Here is a 17,988-nt window from a genome sequence, read left to right as displayed (position 1 = left end):
GCTCTGTGCAGGGCTCAGCCGGACCTGCGCTTGGGCCCCATCACGCGGGACCTTCGACCCCGTGGAAAAGAGGACCCTGACCCCTCGGAAGTGTCATTCGCCCATGTCGGCGCTGTGCTAGGCGACCGGCCGGGGCGACCGGCAGGGGCGATCAGGACAGCGGGCCCAGGCCCACGGCGACGCCGACGAGCGCACAGACGCCCAGCGTGCGCAGCACCGACCAGCCGCGCCAGAAGATCAGCGCGCAGCCGAGCACCGTGATCGCCAGGGCCGCGGGCTGCAGCGAGTCGAGCTCGGGGTAGGCGAGGTTGAGCGGCCCCGTCGTCACCCGGCCGGTCTCGTCGAACAGCGTGTGGAGCGCGAAGAACACGGCCAGGTTCGCGATCACCCCGACCACCGCCGCGGTGACGCCGGTCAGCGCGGACGCCAGGCTCCGGTTGCCGCGCAGCCGCTCGACGTAGGGCGCGCCGAGGAGGATGAACAGGAAGCACGGCACGAACGTCACCCAGGTGGTCAGCAGCGCGGCGAGCACCGCGGCCAGCCACGGGTCGAGGGGGCCGGGCGCGCGGTAGGCGCCGACGAACGCGACGAACTGCACCACCATGATCAGCGGCCCGGGAGTCGTCTCCGCGAGCGCCAGCCCGCGCACCATCTCGCCCGGGGCGAGCCAGCCGTAGACGTCGACCGCCTGCTGCGCGACGTACGCCAGCACGGCGTAGGCGCCGCCGAAGGTGACCAGGGCCGCGCCGGAGAAGAAGAGCCCCTGGTCGACGAAGACGCTGGAGCGGCCGAGGAGCACGGCGGCCAGCGCGACCGGGGTGGCCCACAGGGTGAGCCCGACGACGAGGATCGTCGCGTTGCGCCGGCCCGAGGGGCGCTCGGCGTGCAGGGCCTCATCGCTGATCAGGGGTGCCGGGCCGTCGTCGGCGGGCCGCGGTCGCGGGGTGGTCAGGCCGGGGATGGCGCGCCCCAGGAGCCAGCCCGCCAGCGCCGCGCAGCCCACGACGACCGGGAACGGTACGGCGAACAGCGTCAGCGCCAGGAACGAGACGACCGCGAGTGCGACCAGGGCCGGGTGGCCGAGGCCCTGGTGGCCGACCCGGAGCAGCGCTTGGGCGACGATCGCGATGACCGCCGGGCCGAGTCCCAGGAAGACCGCCTCGACCAGCGTGCTCTCGCCGTACGCGACGTAGATTCCCGACAGCGCCAGCAGCGCGACCACCCCCGGGAGGATGAACAGGATCCCCGCGATCAGCGCGCCGCGGACCCCGTTGAGCAGCCAGCCGATGTACGTCGCGAGCTGCTGCGCCTCGGGCCCGGGGAGCAGCGTGCAGTAGGACAGTGCGAACAGGAACCGCTGCTGGCCGATCCAGCGCTTCTCGTCGACCAGCGTGCGCTGCATGACCGCGATCTGGCCGGCCGGGCCGCCGAAGGTCTGCAGCGAGATCGCGAACCAGGCGCGCGTCGCCTCGCGCAGGGGGATCACGTCGCCGCGGGTGCCGGGCCCTGAGTCGTGCATCCGCCGATCATGCCGTCCCCGGGGGCACGGGCGGTGTCAGGTCCGCGAACGAGGGACGACGATCCTGGTCCGCGCAGAGCCGGCACGGGGTCAGGACCGGAAGCAGGGCACGACGTCCTGGCTGCCGAGGAACCCGTCGTAGGTGCGCTCCATGGACCCGACGGTGCGCTGGCTGACCTGGGTGTGGGCGGCCGCCGCGAAGGCCCGCCCGCCCGCGCCGCGGAGTCGAGGTGCTTGTCGTGCACTGAGGGAGATGCACCCGGACGCGAGAGAGTCATCGAAGCACCCTCACGACATCGCGCCGCCCCGGAAGGCGCGCCCGCCCCAGAGCGCCAGGGCGAGCACGAGCGCTCCGGCGCCCGCGCCCACCAGAGGCACGAGGTGGAGCGCGCCGTGCTCGTACATCAACGAGCCCGACGCCGACCCGGCCACGATGCCGACCTGGAAGGCGATGCCGTGCACCGCGAACGCGGTCTCGGCACGAGGGCCGTGGGTGCGCCGCATCACCGCGAGCCCGGTCGAGACGCTCAGCAGGGAGAAGGTGCCGCCCCAGACGACGAAGAGGACGATCCCCACCGGAGCCGCGTCGACCGTGCTCGCGAGCCACAGGCCCAGGAGGGACGCGATGAAGACCACCGCGCCCACCCGGAACCCGCTGACCGGCCGATGCTCGGCGAGGCGGCCGGCGAGCCAGCTGCCCAGGACCGCCGTGATCCCGTATGCCAGGAGCAGGAGCGAGAAGTCACGCCCCGCCACGTCGAGCCGGTCGTCGGCGTACGGCGCGACGTAGGTGAAGAGCGCGAAGTGGGCACTCACCAGCACGACGGTCACCAGCATCACGACCGCCAGGGCGCGCGAGCGCAAGGTCGCGAGCACCCCTCCCACCACGGCGTCGTTCGATCCGGCCACCGGAGGGAGCGGTGGCAGCAGCCGCGCCACGCCGAGTCCGAGCGCCAGCGCCACGACACCCAGGACCGCCATCGCGGGACGCCATCCGACGGCCTCACCCATGAGCGTGCCGAGCGGCGTTCCGAGCACCAGGGCGAGCGAGCACGCGACGGCCACGCGGCTGGCTGCCCGCACCTTGACCTCCGCCCGAACCAACCGCACCACCGCCGGCGTGGCGACGGCGAAGTAGACACCATGGGTCAGTGCCGCGATGCCTCGCGCGCCGAGGAACACCCAGAGGTCGGTCGCGAGCGCCGCCATCAGCTGGGTGATGCCGAAGGTGAGTGCGCAGACGACCAGGACAAGACGACGGTCGAACCGAGCGGCATACCGGGTCAGCGGCAGACCCGACACCGCCGCGACCAGGGCGTACCCGCTCACGGTAAGCCCGACCTGGGCCACGGACGCGTTCAGCCCGTCGGCCACGTCGCGGATGAGGCCCACCGGCAGCGTCTCGCCCGTGACGACGAGGAAGGCGATGGCGGCGATGGCGGTCGACGCGGCGTTCTCCTGGGCGCGCGTGAGCGGCGGCGTGGATGCGGTCCCGCGGGTGGACCGGTCGAGGTCACGGAGCGGACCGCGCCCGGTCGCACCCGCGGTCGCGTCGCTGCGCGCCCCGCTGCTGCGGAGGTCGGGCATGGGATCACGCTACGCACTTCGAAGCCGCGTGGTCGCCGCTTCTCGGGTGACACCGGCCACGATGGGCCTGGGTCCTGCCACGTCCCGACCCGGCACCCGCCCCACGAAGAAGCCCCCGGCGACCAGGTGGTCGAGCCGGGGGCGATCTGTGCGCCTGTAGGGATTCGAACCCCAAACCTTCTGATCCGTAGCCAGGGTCGGGGCGATTTCGAGCCCCTGGTGACGACTAGGCGCGCCTATGGCCGTCAGCTTCGTTAGCCACAAAGTACCAGGTCAGCGGAGTACCCGCCGCTCGTCGTGTTCAGACACAGCCCGGCGGGTCAGGTCGCGCTTTGAGTTGGGCGACAGGGTTCTTGGGCCGTATTTGAGACGTTGACCCTGCCGCCAATCCTCTTCGCGTCAACTGGAGTGCCGTATCTCGACGGTCACCGGCCAACGCAGATTCAGTGACGGACCGATCGACCGACGAGCACCTGATCCGCGGCGCAGGATCGAACGGTTCGACCCGCCGCAGCCTTCCTCTTCTCGCAGGGGCTCTTCTTAGCCAGCTGTGGCGCACCCGGCAACCAGCGTATTGGCGCTCCTCATCCAGCGGAGGGCACAGCGCCAGGAGTCGTTTCACGCGTGTTGCCAGACAGCCCACTAATCTGATTCTATATTAAAAAAATAGGAGGAGTCATGGCTTCAGTACCTGTCCGCCCACTCGCCGGTGAGCACGTGGTGACACTCGTGCGGCACGAGCACATCCGATGACCGCCCACCCCAGCGCCCTCGAGGCGGCGCTGGCACGCACCCATGACGTCGCTCGCATCCAGGCTGTCGCGCGGCAGCACGGCCGAGGCAAGCAGACGGCCCGCGAGCGCATTGCGCAGCTAACCGACGCCGGCAGCTTCCACGAGATCGGCGCCCTCGCACGACCGTCCGAGAACGGGCCGGACGGCGAGCCAATCCACGCGGACGGCCTGGTCACGGGCACGGCCAGGATCGATGACCGCCCGGTGGTGGTGCTCGCCAGCGACTACACCGTGGCGGGCGGCAGCAACGGTCTCATCGGCAACGAGAAGATGCGCCGGTGCTGGGAGATCGCCGCCACCCGCGGGATCCCGGTGGTGATGCTCTTCGACGGCGGTGGTCATCGGATCAGCGAGGGACTAGACGCCCGTGAATTCGCAGGAGGGTTCGACATCCAGGAGCTTCAGACGCGACTTTCGGGATGGGTTCCGATGGTGGCCGCGATTCTCGGCCCCGGATACGGACAGCCCACCCTCGCCGCGGCGCTGTGCGACTACGTCGTCGCCGTCCGCGGGATCGCCAGCGTCGGCATGGCGCCGCCGGCACTCGTCCGCGCCGCCACCGGGGAACACGTCGACACCGAGCGGCTCAGCAGCGCAGACGCCCAGGCGTCGTACGGCACCCTCGACTTGGCCGTCGATACAGAGGAAGAAGCGCTCGACCATCTGCGTTGGTACCTCTCATTCCTGCCGGCGAACGCCGAGGCTCCGTTGCCGGTGGCGATCACCCAACCGCCAGCAAGGCACGCGGCCGCGGCCCTCGACGCGACGGTGCCGGCCGACCTACGGGTCGCCTACGACATGTACGACGTCCTGGCCGGCATCCTGGACGAGGACACCGACCTGGAGCTCAAGTCCGCCTTCGCGCCGAACCTGGTCACGATGTTCGGCCGCATCGAGGGTCGCGTCATCGGCGTAGTCGCCAGCCAGCCCGCCGTTAAGGCCGGCATGCTCGATGCCCCGGCGACCGACAAAGCAGCCCACTTCATCTCGCTGTGCGACGCCTACGGCATCCCCGTGCTGGTCATCATCGATATCCCGGGCCTCGCGGTCGGGGAGGAGGCAGAGCGCAGCGGACTGGCCCGGAGCAGTGCCCGGCTGTCCGCAGAGCTCGGCGCAGCGACCGTCCCCATGTTCACCGTCGTCGCCCGGAAGGGCTACGGCGGTGGCTACGTCATCCTCTCCGGGGGCCGGACGTTCCACCCTGAGCTCGTGGTCGCTTGGCCGCACGCAGAGACCGCGGTGATGGCGGTTGAGACGGCCATCGAGCTGGTCTACAGCCGCGACGTGGCCTCGGCCCCCGACCCCGAGGCCCGGCGTGCCGAGCTCGTCGAGGGCTTCCGCGGCGGCATCAGCGCCCTACGCGGCGCTGAAGGGTTCGGCTTCGATGCCGTCATCCGGCCGAGCGACACTCGCGCGTGGCTCGCCGACCTCCTGCCCCACCTCCCTCGTCGCCGCCAGATGCAGACGCTCACGCCGCGTCGGCATCCGGTGTCACCCCTCTGATCCCACAGAGGAACGGGAACGGCCCCGAACGGCGTTGCTCGCCGTTCGGGGCCGCACTCAGGGGGTCTGTGACTTACTCGCCGTAGTAGCTGGCGATGTCGGCCTCTGCGGTGTACGGCGTGGTGGTCAGGGTGCTGAGCCCACCATCCACGTCCGGGTTCACCCCCAGCACGATGCTGTCCCGCGATGTCGACTGGTCCAGAATCGTGTAGTCGTTCTCGACGCTGTGACCGCGCGCGTCCGAGGACTCGAGGGACCGGAACGCCTCGAGCACTCCCTTACGGGTGAGGTCGTCGCTCGCGCAGGCCGTCTCCAGGGCCTCAACGAACACCATGACGGCCGCGTAGCCCAGGCTTGTCGGAATCGTGATCGGGGCGTCGGGGAACTCCGCGCGCAGGTCCTTCGCGAGCTCGTCGTTGTCCGCGAACGCCGGGAAGTTCTGAGCCACGAACAGGTTCTTGACCAGGCCGTCACGTGCCGGAGTGTCCAGCAGGGCGCTGGACCAGCCGGGCATCCCCGTAATGAACGGGACGTCGACGCCCTGGGCTGCCGCCACACCAACTGCCGAACCCACCGCGGCGGGGCCCGTCGAGATGGCGATCGCGTCCACGTCGGCCTTCTTGAGCGCCAGTACCTGCGACGTCAGGTCGGTGGCAGTGGGCTCGACGGCCTGTTCGATCAGCTTCAGGTCGTGCTCCTCGGCCATGAACTTCGAGCCGAGCAGCGCGGGCTGTCCGTATCCGCCGTCGACGTAGATGTGACCGAGGGTGTCTCCCTCTTCGAGCTTCCCCTCACTCATCAGCCAGGAGAGCCCGTTGATCACCTCGACGTCGTAGGTCGCGCCGACCATCATGACGTGGGGCTTGTTGAGCAGCGGCGGCTCGCCGCTCGGCGCCATGAGCAGCATGTTGTCGCTGGCAGCCTGCTTGTCGATGGCGCTGACCATGGCACCGCCGACTACCTGGACGAGGCCGACCACGTTCGGGGCGATCTGGGAGTACTGCGCGACGGCGTTCTGGGCGTTGTACCCGTGGTCCCGCACCTCCAGGTCGAGCTTCCGATCGCAGACGCCACCGGCCTGGTTCACCGCGGCGATGGCAGCCCGGTTGCCCTGCGTCGCGGCCGAGCCGAGTGCGGCGTAGGGCCCCGTGCTGTCGGTGAGCGCGCCGAGGTGGATGGTGTCATCGTTCACGCCGAAGTCGACCTGGACATCGCCGGAGGTCGTCGACCCCTGGGTCTCGCCACCACGACCACCGCATCCCGCGACGAGTAGGGCGGCTGTCGCAGCAGCTGCGACGCCAATAAGGCGGGAACGTCGATGCATCTTGTAGTGCCTTTCGTGAGTTTGGTGCAGGGGTATTCGGCTCAGGAGGTGAGCTTCAGAGGACCGGCTGGGTCAGCGCTGGGAACGACGGATGAGGTCGGGCAGCGAGACCAGTCCGCGCGTCAGGTACATGGCACAGGCCACCACCAACGCGCCGTAGACGAGCCGGGCCAACATGCCGGCGGTCACGCCGTCGCTTCCCGGTTGTGCGAGGAAGGTCATGGAGCTGGTGAGGACCGGGAGTGCCTGGGTAAGGCCGGTGACGAAGACCGCGCCGATGATCGCGCCGCGAACCGATCCCATCCCGCCGATGATGATCATCGCCACGAACTGGATGGACAGCGCTAGGCCGAAGTTCTCGGGGACGATGAAGCCGTACGCCAGCGCGATCATGACGCCGCCGAGCCCGGCATACATGGATGAGACCGTGAACGCCTTGGCCTTGGCACGCTGGACGTTCACGCCCATGACGGAGGCGCCGATCTCGCTGTCTCGCACCATGACGAGCGCTCGTCCCTCTCGGCCACTGATCCACCGGTGCGCGAGCACGGCGCTGCACACCAGCACGATCACGAACAGGTACCAGAGCAGCTCGAGGCGCCCGAAAGGCACACCGGCCAACGTCAGCTGGGCGGCCTGCTCGTCCGCGAAGCGCAGACCTGCGAGCTCGAACTCCGGTACGGCGAGTCCGGCGAAGCCGCCGGTCTGCGCGGACATCGTGGTCAGGACGTGGATCCCCACGAACACCAGTCCGAGGGAAGCGACCGCCAGGTAGATGCCACGGACCCGGCCCGCCACCGGACTGAACGCGACGCCGACAGCACCGGCGCAGAGGACCGCGAAGACGGCGGACAGCAGTGGCGGCCAGCCGAGCGCGGTATATCCGCCGCCAGCGAGCCCCGGATCGCCGGCCGTCATGGCGTACGCGTACGCGCCGACCGCCACGAAGAACCCGTGTCCCAGGCTCAACTGGCCGGCGGTTCCGGTCAGGATGTTCAGTCCGATCGCCGCCACGGCGGTGGCCATCACGAACAGGCCAGTCTGCAGGATCGTCCCGCCCTGGTAGATCGGCAGCACCAGGGCAGCGAGGACTGCCACGCCGGAGAGGAGGGTGCTCGGCCGCGGCGCGTTCCTCGTTCGACCCGCTCGAGTCCGCGCACCGGCGGAGGACCCTGTCGAGGCCGAGTCCGACCGTTCGACGACGCTGGCTTCAGACACGACTCAGATCCTTACTGCCGAAGATGCCGGTCGGTCGGATGACCAGGACGAGGAACATCACGAGGTACGGCACCACGGCCCCGAAGTTGTTTCCTAGGAAGGAGAAGTGCTCGATGTACCCCGCCGTCAGCGCCTGGGCCACTCCGATGACCAGACCTCCGACGACGGCCCCGGCGGGTGAGTCCAGACCACCTAAGATGACGGCGGGCAGCGCAGCAAGGGCCGTGAGTGCGGTCGTGCTCTCCACACCGGCGCTGGGGAAGGTGGTGAGGAAGACACCGGCGATGACCGAGAACGCACCTGCCAGCACCCACCCGGTGGCGCTGACGCGCGAGACCCTGATCCCCATCAGGGTCGCCGTGCGCGGGTCCTCGGCCACGGCGCGCATGGCGACACCCCAGACCGTGTACTTCATCGCGACGAAGAACGCGGCGAGAATCACGACCACCGCCACCGCGGCGATTACTCGTCCCCACGGCAGGACAACGGATCCCAGCTCGAGCGAGGCCGAGCCCCACGGTGCGTCGAGGGACCTGCCGTTGACGCCGATTCGGCGGGTCAGCTCGGTCACCAGCACGATGTCGAGGCCGAGGGTGACGAGGGCGAGGCTGATGGCGGAGGCGCCCCGGGCCGGTCTGATCAGCAGACGTTCCGTCAACCCGCCGACGACCATGACGAAGAGCAACGCGCAGGCGCAGGCGGGGAAGAACCCGATCTTGTCGTCGAACTCCGAGACGGCGAACGCGCCCATGACGACCAAGCTGCCGAGGGCGAAATTCACGACGTGGCTCGACTTGAAGACGACCACCATTCCGAGCGCCAGCAGCGCGTAGATGAAGCCGAGCGAGATTCCCGCGGCCAGCAGACTGATGAATGTGCTCATGCTTCGCTTTCCTTGTCTGACGGCGTGGGCGTCCCGAACGAGCCGCTCTCACCGAGGTAGGCACGCACGACAGCCGGTTCCTGCTGCACCTGGCTGGGCGGGCCGTCGCCCACGACCTTCCCGAAGTCGAGGACCGTCACGTGGTCGGCAAGGGACATCACCATGCCCATGTCGTGCTCGACGAACAGGATCGTGGGGCCGAGAGCGGCCCGAAGATCGATGATGGCCTGCGCAACGCGCAGGGTCTCGTCGCGATGCAGGCCGGCGACCGGCTCGTCGAGGAGCAGGAGACGTGGCTCCTGGCAGACCGCCCGAGCGATGTCGACCAGCTTGCGGTCGCCGTAGGACAGGTCCCCTGCGGGGACCGAAAGCATACTGCTGAGGCCGAGCAGGTCGGCGATCTCCTTGACTCGCGCCGAGTGTCTGGCTTCTTCTCGACGCGACGACGGCAGACCCAGACCGGTCTGCCAGAAGCCCGCCTTCGTCAGCCGGTATCGCCCGAGCATCAGGTTGTCGAGGACACTCGACCGAGGCGCGAGCACGATGTTCTGGAACGAGCGGCCCACCCCCGCGCGCGCAACCTCGTAGGGCCTCAGCCCGCTCAGCTGCGCGTCACCCAGGTGGACGGATCCGCTGTCGAGGCGGTAGACGCCGACGAGGCTGTTGAACAGCGACGACTTGCCCGCCCCATTCGGTCCGATAATCGCGTGGATGGCCCCCGGGGCGACCGTGAAACTGACCTTGTCCAGGACCGTGAGCCCCCCGAATCGCAGGGTGGCTTCACGGACGGCGAGCCGGGCGACTTCCGCATGGGCCGGCCCATCAACGCCTGGACGTGGTCGTAACGCCTTCATGACGCGACCCAGGGGGCGAGCTGGAAGTCAGCGGCCGGTGTCAGGTTGAACTCGGTCTCCCCAGCGCGCCCCAGGTAGAGGTCGCGGATGCGGTCATCGTTGCTTAGGGTCGCCGCGTCACCGCTGAGCAGCACGCGTCCGAGCTCGAGGACGACCGCCCGGTTGGCGGCACCGAGCGCCATCGAGGCGTTCTGCTCCACGAGGAGGATGGTGGTTCCTCGCTCGTTGATCACCCGAATGATGTCTGCGACCTGCGACACGATGCGCGGCGCAAGTCCCAGCGAGGGCTCGTCGAGCATCAACAGATCTGGCTCCGCCATCAGGGCGCGACCGAGGGCCAGCATCTGCTGCTCCCCCCCGGAGAGCATGGCGGCACGTTGCGCCGACCGGTCGGCAAGGATCGGGAAGAGGTCGTAGACCTCGTCGCGCAGCGCGTTGCCCCGTCCGCTCTTCGAGTTGCCCACTGCCCCGGCCCGGAGGTTTTCCTCGACGGTCAGCTGACCGAAGACGTGACGCCCCTCCGGAACGTGCGCCAGTCCCAGCGGAACTCGACGGTGCGCGGACACCTTGCGGAGGTCACGCCCCTGAAAGCGGATCGAGCCGCCGGTGATGGCACCGCCCTCGAGACCGATGACTCCCGAGATCGCTCGGAGGAGGGTCGACTTCCCCGCACCGTTGCTGCCCAGTACGGCGACCACGTCACCGGCGGCGACATCGAGGTCGACCGCGTGCAGGGCCTGGATCGCGCCCTGGTACGCCACACTCAGGCTCGCTACTTCGAGCATGCACCCAACTCCGTTCTCGCGGTTCCCCAAAGAGTGACCGACGTCTCGCCGTCGACTGACGGAATCCCGGGATCGACATGAAATCGAAACAAACTTAGATTAAAAACGCTTGTTCGTCCATGGCCCTACGGGAATGCCGAGTCCCGGACGTCCGGTGGACTCACCCGGCGCGCGGGGGCGTGCGGGCGAGAAGCGTGAGGCAGGCACTCAGCACGGCGAGGCACGCATCGACGTGCGCCAGGTCCTCCGGGCTGGGGTTCTCGTGCCTCACGAGACCGATTACGAGTGAGGCCGGCCCGACCGGGAGCAGCCTGACGAGGTAGGTGCAGGAGTCGGCACGCAACCGCGCCCAGCCGTGCCGGTGCTCGTCGTCCCGGGTCGCGGCGAGGCCGGTACCGAGAACTCGCAGGGGGCGACCTACGGAGGCGACGACTCTCAGCACCTCTTCCTGGATGATGCGGAGGCCCCCGTCCGTGACCTCGGTCCGTGCTCGGGTCACCGAGGCGTCGTCGACCACCTCCTGCACGGTCACCCCGTCGGCCACGTGGGTGTTGACCAGGCTGCGCGCTAGCACCTCGAGCATCTCGCTCGAGGTTCCCCGTCCCGCGAGCTCGGTGGCGAGGCCCGCGACCAGTTGACCGGAGACCGCTCCTCGGGGTTCGGTCGGGTCGGGCGAGCGGTCCGCCTGCTGGACCACGGACGGGACGAACTTGTAACCCTGCCCCCTCACCGCATCGATCCAGCGCGGGCTCTTCGCGTCGTCCCCCAGCTTCTGCCGAAGCCGGGCGATGCTGATGCGCAGCGCGTTGCCGCCTCCGCTGACGTTCTGGCGCCACACCTTGGCGACGATGCGGCTCGTCGCCACGGTCCTCTGCCCGTTGCGCATCAACAGGACCAGCAGTCGCAGCTCGGTGGCGGTCAGTCCGATCCGCTGGTCGTCCAGCGTGACGGTTCCCGCCCAGAGGTCCACACGGAGAGGACTGGAATCGAGGTACCGGATGGCGGGCCCTGCCGTGTCGCCGGCTCGACGGATCACCGCCGACACACGCCCGAGCAGGTCCTGGGCGTCGAGGTAGGCCGGCACGATCGCGTCTGCGCCGCGGCGCAGCAGGCCGAGCGCACGCTCGGGGCTCGGGGAGCCGACGATCACGATCGGCGTCTCCGGCGCCGCCGCCCGAGCCAGACCCGCGACCTCGTCGGTCCACCCCCTCCCGAGGTCCACGACCAAGACGGCCGCCGGACGCAGGACCGCCACCGCCCACGACACCTGCGCCGCCTCGGTCGCCAGCCGGTAACCCCACCTGCTGCGAGAACACGCCTCGCGAATGGTCTCGACCGTCTCGCAATCAGCGAACTCGGCAACGAGGAGGACTGGGGCGTCCGGCGCGGCTGCTCCCAGGAGACTTGCGATCCCACCCGAAGCCATGGGCGTCGCTGTCAATCGAGGTTCCTTCCACGCTGGTCCACCTGCTGGGCGCTTCCACGGCACCCGTCGCTCACGCAGCGCATCGTTCAACTCGGCGCAGAGCGGCGGAAGCGTTCGATCTGGTCGGGCCGCAGGCGCACCACGTTCGCCTCTGCGCGCATGAGGATGTTCCGCGGCTCCATCTCGGTGGCCATCGTCACCTCGACGAGGTCGTCCTCCTCGCGCAGCTTGGCCACGAGGACCAGCTGCTGACGCAGCGGGACGGGACGGCGGTAGCTGACCGTCATCGCCACGGTTACCCGCTCCGTGCCGAGCAGCTCCGGCACCTGCGCGCACAGCTCGTCCATCAGCAGCACGCCCACGCCCCCGTGCGCGAAGCCAGCTGGCCCTTCGTGGACCCTGGTGAGGACGCACCGCCCCTCAGCTCGGTCGGGCAGGTGCGTGATGGCGAGTGGCGGAGCAAACGCATTCGCAAGGCCGTGAACCGCCCCGACCGTGCGGTTGACCGCCTCTCGGCCGGCACCGGTGGGCGCCGGGCCGAGATCGGCCAACTCGCCCAGAGCCGCATCGAGCTGCAGCGTCAACCTGGTCAGCACGTCGACCTGCACGTCGGTCTCGACGAGGTGGTCGGCGAGTCGTCGCAACCGATCGGCACAGGACGCCGCCACCTCCAAGAGCGCATCCTCCGGAGCGGAGTCTCGCAGACTCACGCCCGGCGGGTGGCAGCCACTGCTGCGCGCAGCCGCTCGGACGAACAGGGCACGACGACACCCGGGGAGGCATGGCCGGCAGCGGAGGTGACCGTGCAGAGCGTCTCCATGATGTCCTTCCCAGCTGGGTCGCCACGACCCTCGGATCGCTTCAACTGAATTGAACCTAAATTAGAAACTTCGACACGTCAACCCCTCGAGCGACCGACGACGCGAGCTCCCGCTGCAGGATCTTCCGCTGCTCCCCCGAGAGCGGCACCGCCGTCCTGGAGTCGTAGTCGAAGTTGACAAGCACCACGCGTACGCGAGCGACCACGGTCCCGTTCTGGAACACCTCGCAGACCACCGCGAAGGACGACGTCCACACCTCACTGGGAACGACCTCGATCTCCATCCGGCCAAGGTGGACCTCCGCGAGGAAGTCGGCAGCGACGCGCGGCACGATCACGCCAGAGTTGAAACTGGGGAAGGCGCCTAGGTAGTCGCGCCACGCCACGCCGCAGCGCTGGAGGATCGAATGGAAAGGCAGGTGCTCCCCGTACCCCGGGACCGCGGGATCCTCAGTGTCGGCCTCATGGCGGCAGTCGTCTGCGGTCACCTGGAACACGGTTGGGGTGCGCGCCGCGTCGACTCCAGACACCCGATCCTCCCCTTTCGCTCGCCGTTCCGGCACCTCGTCATGCATCAGTTTTGAATCTAGATTAAGATGCGACCGGGCATTCCGACGACGGGAGGACAGCAGACATGGACCTGGGACTCAGGGAAGCACGCGTGCTGATCACTGGCGGGGCCTCGAACATCGGGCGCGGGATCGTGCACGGGTTCGCCGTCGAGGGCAGCCGGATCGTGCTCAGCGACATCGACGGCGACCAGGCGGAGCGAGTCAGGAGCGAGGCTCTCGAGCTCGGCGCCGCGGCAGTGGAACTCGCGATCGGCGACCTGACCGTCGAGGACGAGGCCGAGCGCGCCGTACGGCGCTCGGTCGACCTGTGGGGCGGCCTCGACGTGCTCGTCAACAACGCCGGCTGGAGCGTGCCGGGATTCATCGCCAAGAACACGGACCGCGCCAACTGGCAGCGCACGGTCGAGGTCAACTTCTACACGGCGATCAGCGCTACTCAGGCAGCGTTGGCGCCGATGCGCGAGCAGGGTCACGGCGCGATCGCCTACATCGCCAGCGAGTCGGCGTTCGGCCAGATCCGTCAAGGTATCTACGGAGCGACTAAGGCGGCCGTCGTCGCGCTGGCCCGCACCACGGCGCGAGAGCACGGCCGCCACGGCATCCGCTCCAACGTCGTGTGCCCCGGGCTCGTCGTCCCCGACGGACCGGAAGCCGTCGGCGGGAACAGCCTGTGGGCCGTCGGGAAGGACAACGTGTTCGACGACGACCAGGCGGCCTACCTGCTCAAGGACACCCCGCTCGGCCGGCTCACCACTGCGGAGGACATCGCGAACGCCACCTTGTGGCTGTCGTCCGACAAGGCCGCCCGCCAGGTCACCGGGCAGCTCTTCAGCGTCAGCGGCGGCTACACGATGCCCTGATGCCGTTCGCGTCACCGGTCCGACTCACGGGGCCAAGGCCGTGAACCGCCAGTCGAGGACGCTCCGGTCGCGGTCCGCCACGACCTCGGCGCGGAGGTCGAGCGTGCGCCAGCCGCCCGAGGTCGGCCGCACGCGGTCGACGGTGATCCGGCTGGTCAGCGTGTCACCCTCATGGACCGGTCCGACGTGGTCGCACGACTCCCAGGCGAGCACGGTCGCCAGGTTGGGCAGCGCGCGGATGACCTGCGAGGCGGCGACCGCGATCGTGTGTCCGCCGTAGACGAGCCTGCGGCCGCCCGCGGCGTGCGCGTCGTGGTGCACGGCGGCCACGTTGAGAGTCAGGCGAGCGAGCTCAGGCGCGCCCGACACCACGTCGCCGGTTGCCACCTCGAGCACCTGCCCGAGTTCGGGGACGGCGGCTCGACCACGGCCTTCGAGCGCTCGCACGTAGGCGTCGTGGTCCCACCGGGGCACCAGCCCGGCCGGGTCCACGGGCGGCTCGTCCGCGCCGATCGCGTCGAGATCGTCGGCGTGGTCGGTCTCGGCACCGTCACGAAGGGGCAGCATGGCGCAGCGGTAGAAGTCGAGGACCCGGCGACCCTCCTGGTCGACCGTGACCATCCGCAGTGCGGCGAGGCCGGTCGGTGCCCGGCCGGGGCGACGCGAGTTCTCGCGCAGGCCGACGACCGTGGTCGTCGTAGACAGCGTGTCACCCAGCAGCGGCTGACGCAGGAGGGCCAGCCGACGGTAGAAGAGGTTGGCACGGACCCGCTGGGTGGCCAGCGTCGACTGCCCGATCGCCACGTTCCAGACGAGTGCCGGGCTCGTAGGCCTACCCCCGGCGACCCGCGTGGCGAGCTGGTCGTCCAGGGACAACCGCCACCGGTCGCCGGTGATGGCCTGGTGAGCAGCGGCCCTGCCCTCCGTGAGGGTGCAGCCGGGTGCGCTGTCGAAGACCTGTCCGACCCGCAGGTCGTCGAACCAGGGACCGGCCACTGTCGTCATGCGCCCACCGTGCCCGAGTCCACGTCCGACGCCTTGGACAGCACGTGGCGCGCCGCGAGGGCCATGGCTTCGTCGACGAGCGCGCCGTCGACGACGCACGCCCCGCGGCCCGCGCCGGCAGCACCGTCCAGCGCCATCAGCACACGGCGCGCGTGGTCGACCTCGTCGGCAGACGGCGTGAAAACGTCGTTGACGGCGTCGAGCTGGCGCGGGTGGATCACCCACTTCGCGTCGAACCCGGCCTGTCGGGCACCACGCACAGCGGCCCGGAAGGCCCCGTCGTCGTCGACGCCCAGGAAGGGGCCGTCGATCGATTCGACCCCGGCTGCAGCGGCGTGCAGCACCACCGCGTCCTGCACCGGGCGCCAGACAGCCGGGTCCACGTCGCGGGCACGTCCGAGCGAGGCCGCCAGGTCCGCGTAGCCGACGATGACGGACTCCAGACGGTCGACCCCGCTCACGATGTCTGCGAGGGCAGCGACCCCGCGGGCGGTCTCGACCAGGGCCTGGACCGCGACCCGGGCTGGGCGGCCGACCTCCGACTCGAGCCCGTCGAGCAACCGCTCCACGAAACCCACGTCGGCCCGCGACTCCACCTTCGGCACCACCACGGACGCAGCCGGCACGTGCGCGACCACGACCTCCAGGTCGCGATGGCACCACGCCGTCCGCGGCGCGTTGACCCTGACGGAGATCCGCGGGAGTTGCGCGACACCGGCCCAGTCCACCTCGGCGAGGTGCCGGCGGCCGCGCTCCTTGTCGCCGACGGCGACCGCGTCCTCGAGGTCGATCACCACCTCGTCCGCGCCGGACCCCAGCGCCTTCCGCAGCTTGCGCCCGTCACCAGCCGGGACGCTGAGCACCGAGCGCCGCGTCGACGTGGAGAACTGCGAGGGAACCGCGTTGAACGTGACCATTCTTTTAATCTACGTTAAACTCTCGGGCAGGAGCAAGACGCCCGACACTGTTGCGAAGGACGGACTCACCATGGCGAACCTGTCGACCGAGGAGCAAGAGGTCGTCGCGCTGGTACGCGACTGGATCGACCGCGAGGTGCGCGGCAACGTCCAGGAGCTCGAGCACGCCAACGAGTACCCCGAGAAGTGGATCCAGCAGATGAAGGAGATCGGCATCTACGGGCTCGCCATCCCCGAGCCCTACGGCGAGGTCGCCGTCTCGATGCCGTGCTACGTCCAGGTCACCGCAGAGCTGGCGCGCGGCTGGATGAGCCTGGCGGGCGCCATGGGCGGCCACACCGTGGTCGCGAAGCTGATCCTCGACCACGGCACCGAGGAACAGAAGCAGACCTACCTGCCCCGGATGGCCACTGGCGAGCTGCGCGCGACGATGGCACTCACCGAACCCGGCGGCGGCTCGGACCTGCAGGCGCTGACGACGCAGGCTCGCAAGGTCGGCGACGACTACGTCGTCAACGGGTCGAAGACCTGGATCAGCAACGCCCGCCGATCCGGCCTGATCGCGTTGCTGGTCAAGACCGATCCCCAGGCACAGCCGCGCCACCAGGGCGTCTCCATCCTCCTGGTCGAGCACGGACCCGGCCTGGCCGTCTCCCGCGACCTGCCCAAGCTGGGTTACAAGGGTGTCGAGAGCTGCGAGCTGGCCTTTGACGACTTCCACACTCCCCGCTCCTCCCTACTGGGCACTGTCGAGGGCGAGGGTTTCTCCCAGATGATGCGTGGGCTCGAGACGGGTCGGCTGCAGGTCGCGGCCCGGGCACTCGGCGTCGGCCAAGCGGCGTTCGACGACGCCCTGGCCTACTCGCAGATAAGGGAGAGCTTCGGAAAGCCCATCTGGAAGCACCAGTCGATCGGCAACTACCTCGCCAACATGGCTACCAAGCTGACCGCGGCGCGCCAGCTCGTCCTTTACGCCGCCGAGAAGTACGAGTCCGGCGAGCGCTGCGACATGGAGGCCGGCATGGCGAAGCTCTACGCCTCCGAGGTCGGCATGGAGATCGCCCTCGACGCCGTCCGAATCCACGGTGGCTACGGCTACTCGACCGAGTACGACGTCGAGCGATACTTCCGCGACGCACCACTGATGATCGTCGGCGAGGGCACCAACGAGATCCAGCGCAACGTGATCGCCGGGCAGCTGGTCCGGCGTGGCGGTCTCGGAAACTGACCCCGTTGTGCTGAACCGAGAATAGAATCCTTGTCATGGTCAAAAGTTCGGGCAGCCCGGTCCTCGCGACCGCGGACAACCCCAAGGATCTCGACAAGAAGTCCGCGCGCACGCGGGTCCGGATTCTCGACGCGGCAGCGCGGGTGCTCAGCCTCAGGGGCTACGGCGGCCTGCGGCTGAGCGACGTCGCCAAGGTCGCCGAGCTGCAGGCACCCGCGATCTACTATTACTTCCCCTCGCGCGAGGACCTCATCGAGGAGGTTATGTGGGTCGGCCTTGCCGACATGAGGGCTCATCTGGTTGCCGTCCTCGAGTCGTCCCCCGAAGACGCGACCGCGATGGACCGCATCTGCATCGCCGTCGAGGCGCACCTGCGCCACGAGTTGGAGATCTCCGACTACACGACGGCGGCGATCCGCAACTCCGGTCAGGTGCCGGATCGGATCCGGGCGCGCCAGCAGGTCGAGGAGAAGCAGTACGGCGCCATCTGGCGCGACCTCATCAAGCGCGCCTCCGAGGAGGGACAGCTGCGCCCGGACCTGGATCTCTACGTCGCTCAGATGCTCGTGATGGGCACCCTGAACTGGACCGCGGAGTGGTGGCAGTCCGACCGGGTGGCCATGGACCGGGTCGTGACCGACGCACAGTCCTTCATTCGTCACGGACTCTCAGCGACGGACTGACCCGGCCTTT

At 69.3% G+C, this 17,988-nt stretch carries 16 protein-coding genes and 1 tRNA gene; 4 read left to right on the top strand and 13 right to left on the bottom strand.

Features of this window, described 5'->3' with window-relative positions:
• Positions 1-151 precede the first annotated feature (151 nt).
• The 3 genes from chrA to ACYU7L_RS06240 form a co-directional block, all read right to left on the bottom strand.
• Positions 152-1,519: a chromate efflux transporter gene (chrA, locus tag ACYU7L_RS06250; protein ID WP_460794465.1), complete on the bottom strand. Its 1,368-nt coding sequence runs from the start codon at positions 1,517-1,519 to the stop codon at positions 152-154.
• 288 nt (positions 1,520-1,807) lie between these two features.
• Positions 1,808-3,106: an MFS transporter gene (locus ACYU7L_RS06245; protein ID WP_460794464.1), complete on the bottom strand. Its 1,299-nt coding sequence runs from the start codon at positions 3,104-3,106 to the stop codon at positions 1,808-1,810.
• Positions 3,107-3,255: 149 nt separating this feature from the next.
• Positions 3,256-3,340 (bottom strand) — tRNA-Arg (locus ACYU7L_RS06240).
• 515 nt (positions 3,341-3,855) lie between these two features.
• Between ACYU7L_RS06240 and ACYU7L_RS06235 the strand changes: the two genes are divergently transcribed.
• Positions 3,856-5,403 carry an acyl-CoA carboxylase subunit beta gene (locus ACYU7L_RS06235; RefSeq protein ID WP_460794463.1) on the top strand — a complete coding sequence of 516 codons (1,548 nt, stop codon included), beginning with the start codon at positions 3,856-3,858 and terminating at the stop codon, positions 5,401-5,403.
• 73 nt (positions 5,404-5,476) lie between these two features.
• On the opposite strand, the gene ACYU7L_RS06230 is transcribed toward ACYU7L_RS06235, so the two are convergent.
• The 8 genes from ACYU7L_RS06230 to ACYU7L_RS06195 all read right to left on the bottom strand — a co-directional run bounded on the left by ACYU7L_RS06230 (position 5,477) and on the right by ACYU7L_RS06195 (position 13,288).
• Positions 5,477-6,595, bottom strand: coding sequence for an ABC transporter substrate-binding protein (locus ACYU7L_RS06230; protein ID WP_460794462.1), 1,119 nt, complete (start codon positions 6,593-6,595; stop codon positions 5,477-5,479).
• A 204-nt stretch (positions 6,596-6,799) separates the two neighbouring features.
• Positions 6,800-7,825, bottom strand: coding sequence for a branched-chain amino acid ABC transporter permease (locus ACYU7L_RS06225; RefSeq protein ID WP_460794461.1), 1,026 nt, complete (start codon positions 7,823-7,825; stop codon positions 6,800-6,802).
• 112 nt (positions 7,826-7,937) lie between these two features.
• Positions 7,938-8,828: a branched-chain amino acid ABC transporter permease gene (locus ACYU7L_RS06220; RefSeq protein ID WP_460794460.1), complete on the bottom strand. Its 891-nt coding sequence runs from the start codon at positions 8,826-8,828 to the stop codon at positions 7,938-7,940.
• A complete protein-coding gene (locus tag ACYU7L_RS06215; protein WP_460794459.1) occupies positions 8,825-9,682 on the bottom strand; it encodes an ABC transporter ATP-binding protein in 858 nt (285 codons plus the stop codon). Before ACYU7L_RS06215 ends, ACYU7L_RS06220 begins: the two co-directional genes overlap by 4 nt.
• The gene (locus ACYU7L_RS06210; RefSeq protein WP_460794458.1) at positions 9,679-10,467 is read right to left on the bottom strand and encodes an ABC transporter ATP-binding protein; all 789 of its coding nucleotides are present in this window, start codon (positions 10,465-10,467) and stop codon (positions 9,679-9,681) included. The genes ACYU7L_RS06215 and ACYU7L_RS06210 overlap by 4 nt, the downstream gene beginning before the upstream one ends.
• Positions 10,468-10,627: 160 nt before the next feature.
• Entirely contained in the window at positions 10,628-11,734 is a 1,107-nt protein-coding gene (locus ACYU7L_RS06205; RefSeq protein ID WP_460794456.1) for a winged helix-turn-helix domain-containing protein, read from the bottom strand.
• A 245-nt stretch (positions 11,735-11,979) separates the two neighbouring features.
• A complete protein-coding gene (locus ACYU7L_RS06200; RefSeq protein ID WP_460796593.1) occupies positions 11,980-12,561 on the bottom strand; it encodes a PaaI family thioesterase in 582 nt (193 codons plus the stop codon).
• Positions 12,562-12,769: 208 nt separating this feature from the next.
• Positions 12,770-13,288: a thioesterase family protein gene (locus tag ACYU7L_RS06195; protein ID WP_460794455.1), complete on the bottom strand. Its 519-nt coding sequence runs from the start codon at positions 13,286-13,288 to the stop codon at positions 12,770-12,772.
• Between the two features lie 59 nt (positions 13,289-13,347).
• On the opposite strand from ACYU7L_RS06195, the gene ACYU7L_RS06190 reads away from it, so the two are divergent.
• Positions 13,348-14,145: an SDR family NAD(P)-dependent oxidoreductase gene (locus ACYU7L_RS06190; protein WP_460794454.1), complete on the top strand. Its 798-nt coding sequence runs from the start codon at positions 13,348-13,350 to the stop codon at positions 14,143-14,145.
• Positions 14,146-14,169: 24 nt separating this feature from the next.
• Here ACYU7L_RS06190 and ACYU7L_RS06185 read toward each other — a convergent pair whose 3' ends face one another.
• Positions 14,170-15,150: a MaoC family dehydratase gene (locus tag ACYU7L_RS06185; protein WP_460794452.1), complete on the bottom strand. Its 981-nt coding sequence runs from the start codon at positions 15,148-15,150 to the stop codon at positions 14,170-14,172.
• Entirely contained in the window at positions 15,147-16,067 is a 921-nt protein-coding gene (locus ACYU7L_RS06180; protein ID WP_460794451.1) for an HpcH/HpaI aldolase/citrate lyase family protein, read from the bottom strand. Before ACYU7L_RS06180 ends, ACYU7L_RS06185 begins: the two co-directional genes overlap by 4 nt.
• 70 nt (positions 16,068-16,137) lie before the next feature.
• Between ACYU7L_RS06180 and ACYU7L_RS06175 the strand changes: the two genes are divergently transcribed.
• Both ACYU7L_RS06175 and ACYU7L_RS06170 read left to right on the top strand, forming a co-directional pair.
• Positions 16,138-17,295: an acyl-CoA dehydrogenase family protein gene (locus ACYU7L_RS06175; protein WP_460794450.1), complete on the top strand. Its 1,158-nt coding sequence runs from the start codon at positions 16,138-16,140 to the stop codon at positions 17,293-17,295.
• A gap of 35 nt (positions 17,296-17,330) precedes the next feature.
• Positions 17,331-17,978 (top strand): TetR/AcrR family transcriptional regulator, encoded by a 648-nt coding sequence (locus ACYU7L_RS06170; RefSeq protein ID WP_460794448.1) that lies wholly within the window; start codon positions 17,331-17,333, stop codon positions 17,976-17,978.
• Positions 17,979-17,988 lie beyond the last annotated feature (10 nt).

The sequence above is a fragment of the Nocardioides pacificus genome, assembly GCF_054775955.1.
Note: the sequence above shows the minus strand (reverse complement) of the source record. Positions and strands in the feature narration are given on the sequence as shown.

Excerpts from the sequence above, each read along its gene's own strand:
- chrA (WP_460794465.1), bottom strand. The coding sequence starts at position 1,519 with ATGCACGACTCAGGGCCCGGCACCCGCGGCGACGTGATCCCCCTGCGC.
- ACYU7L_RS06245 (WP_460794464.1), bottom strand. The coding sequence starts at position 3,106 with ATGCCCGACCTCCGCAGCAGCGGGGCGCGCAGCGACGCGACCGCGGGT.
- ACYU7L_RS06235 (WP_460794463.1), top strand. The coding sequence starts at position 3,856 with ATGACCGCCCACCCCAGCGCCCTCGAGGCGGCGCTGGCACGCACCCAT.
- ACYU7L_RS06220 (WP_460794460.1), bottom strand. The coding sequence starts at position 8,828 with ATGAGCACATTCATCAGTCTGCTGGCCGCGGGAATCTCGCTCGGCTTC.
- ACYU7L_RS06215 (WP_460794459.1), bottom strand. The coding sequence starts at position 9,682 with ATGAAGGCGTTACGACCACGTCCAGGCGTTGATGGGCCGGCCCATGCG.
- ACYU7L_RS06210 (WP_460794458.1), bottom strand. The coding sequence starts at position 10,467 with ATGCTCGAAGTAGCGAGCCTGAGTGTGGCGTACCAGGGCGCGATCCAG.
- ACYU7L_RS06195 (WP_460794455.1), bottom strand. The coding sequence starts at position 13,288 with ATGCATGACGAGGTGCCGGAACGGCGAGCGAAAGGGGAGGATCGGGTG.
- ACYU7L_RS06190 (WP_460794454.1), top strand. The coding sequence starts at position 13,348 with ATGGACCTGGGACTCAGGGAAGCACGCGTGCTGATCACTGGCGGGGCC.
- ACYU7L_RS06185 (WP_460794452.1), bottom strand. The coding sequence starts at position 15,150 with ATGACGACAGTGGCCGGTCCCTGGTTCGACGACCTGCGGGTCGGACAG.
- ACYU7L_RS06180 (WP_460794451.1), bottom strand. The coding sequence starts at position 16,067 with ATGGTCACGTTCAACGCGGTTCCCTCGCAGTTCTCCACGTCGACGCGG.
- ACYU7L_RS06175 (WP_460794450.1), top strand. The coding sequence starts at position 16,138 with ATGGCGAACCTGTCGACCGAGGAGCAAGAGGTCGTCGCGCTGGTACGC.
- ACYU7L_RS06170 (WP_460794448.1), top strand. The coding sequence starts at position 17,331 with ATGGTCAAAAGTTCGGGCAGCCCGGTCCTCGCGACCGCGGACAACCCC.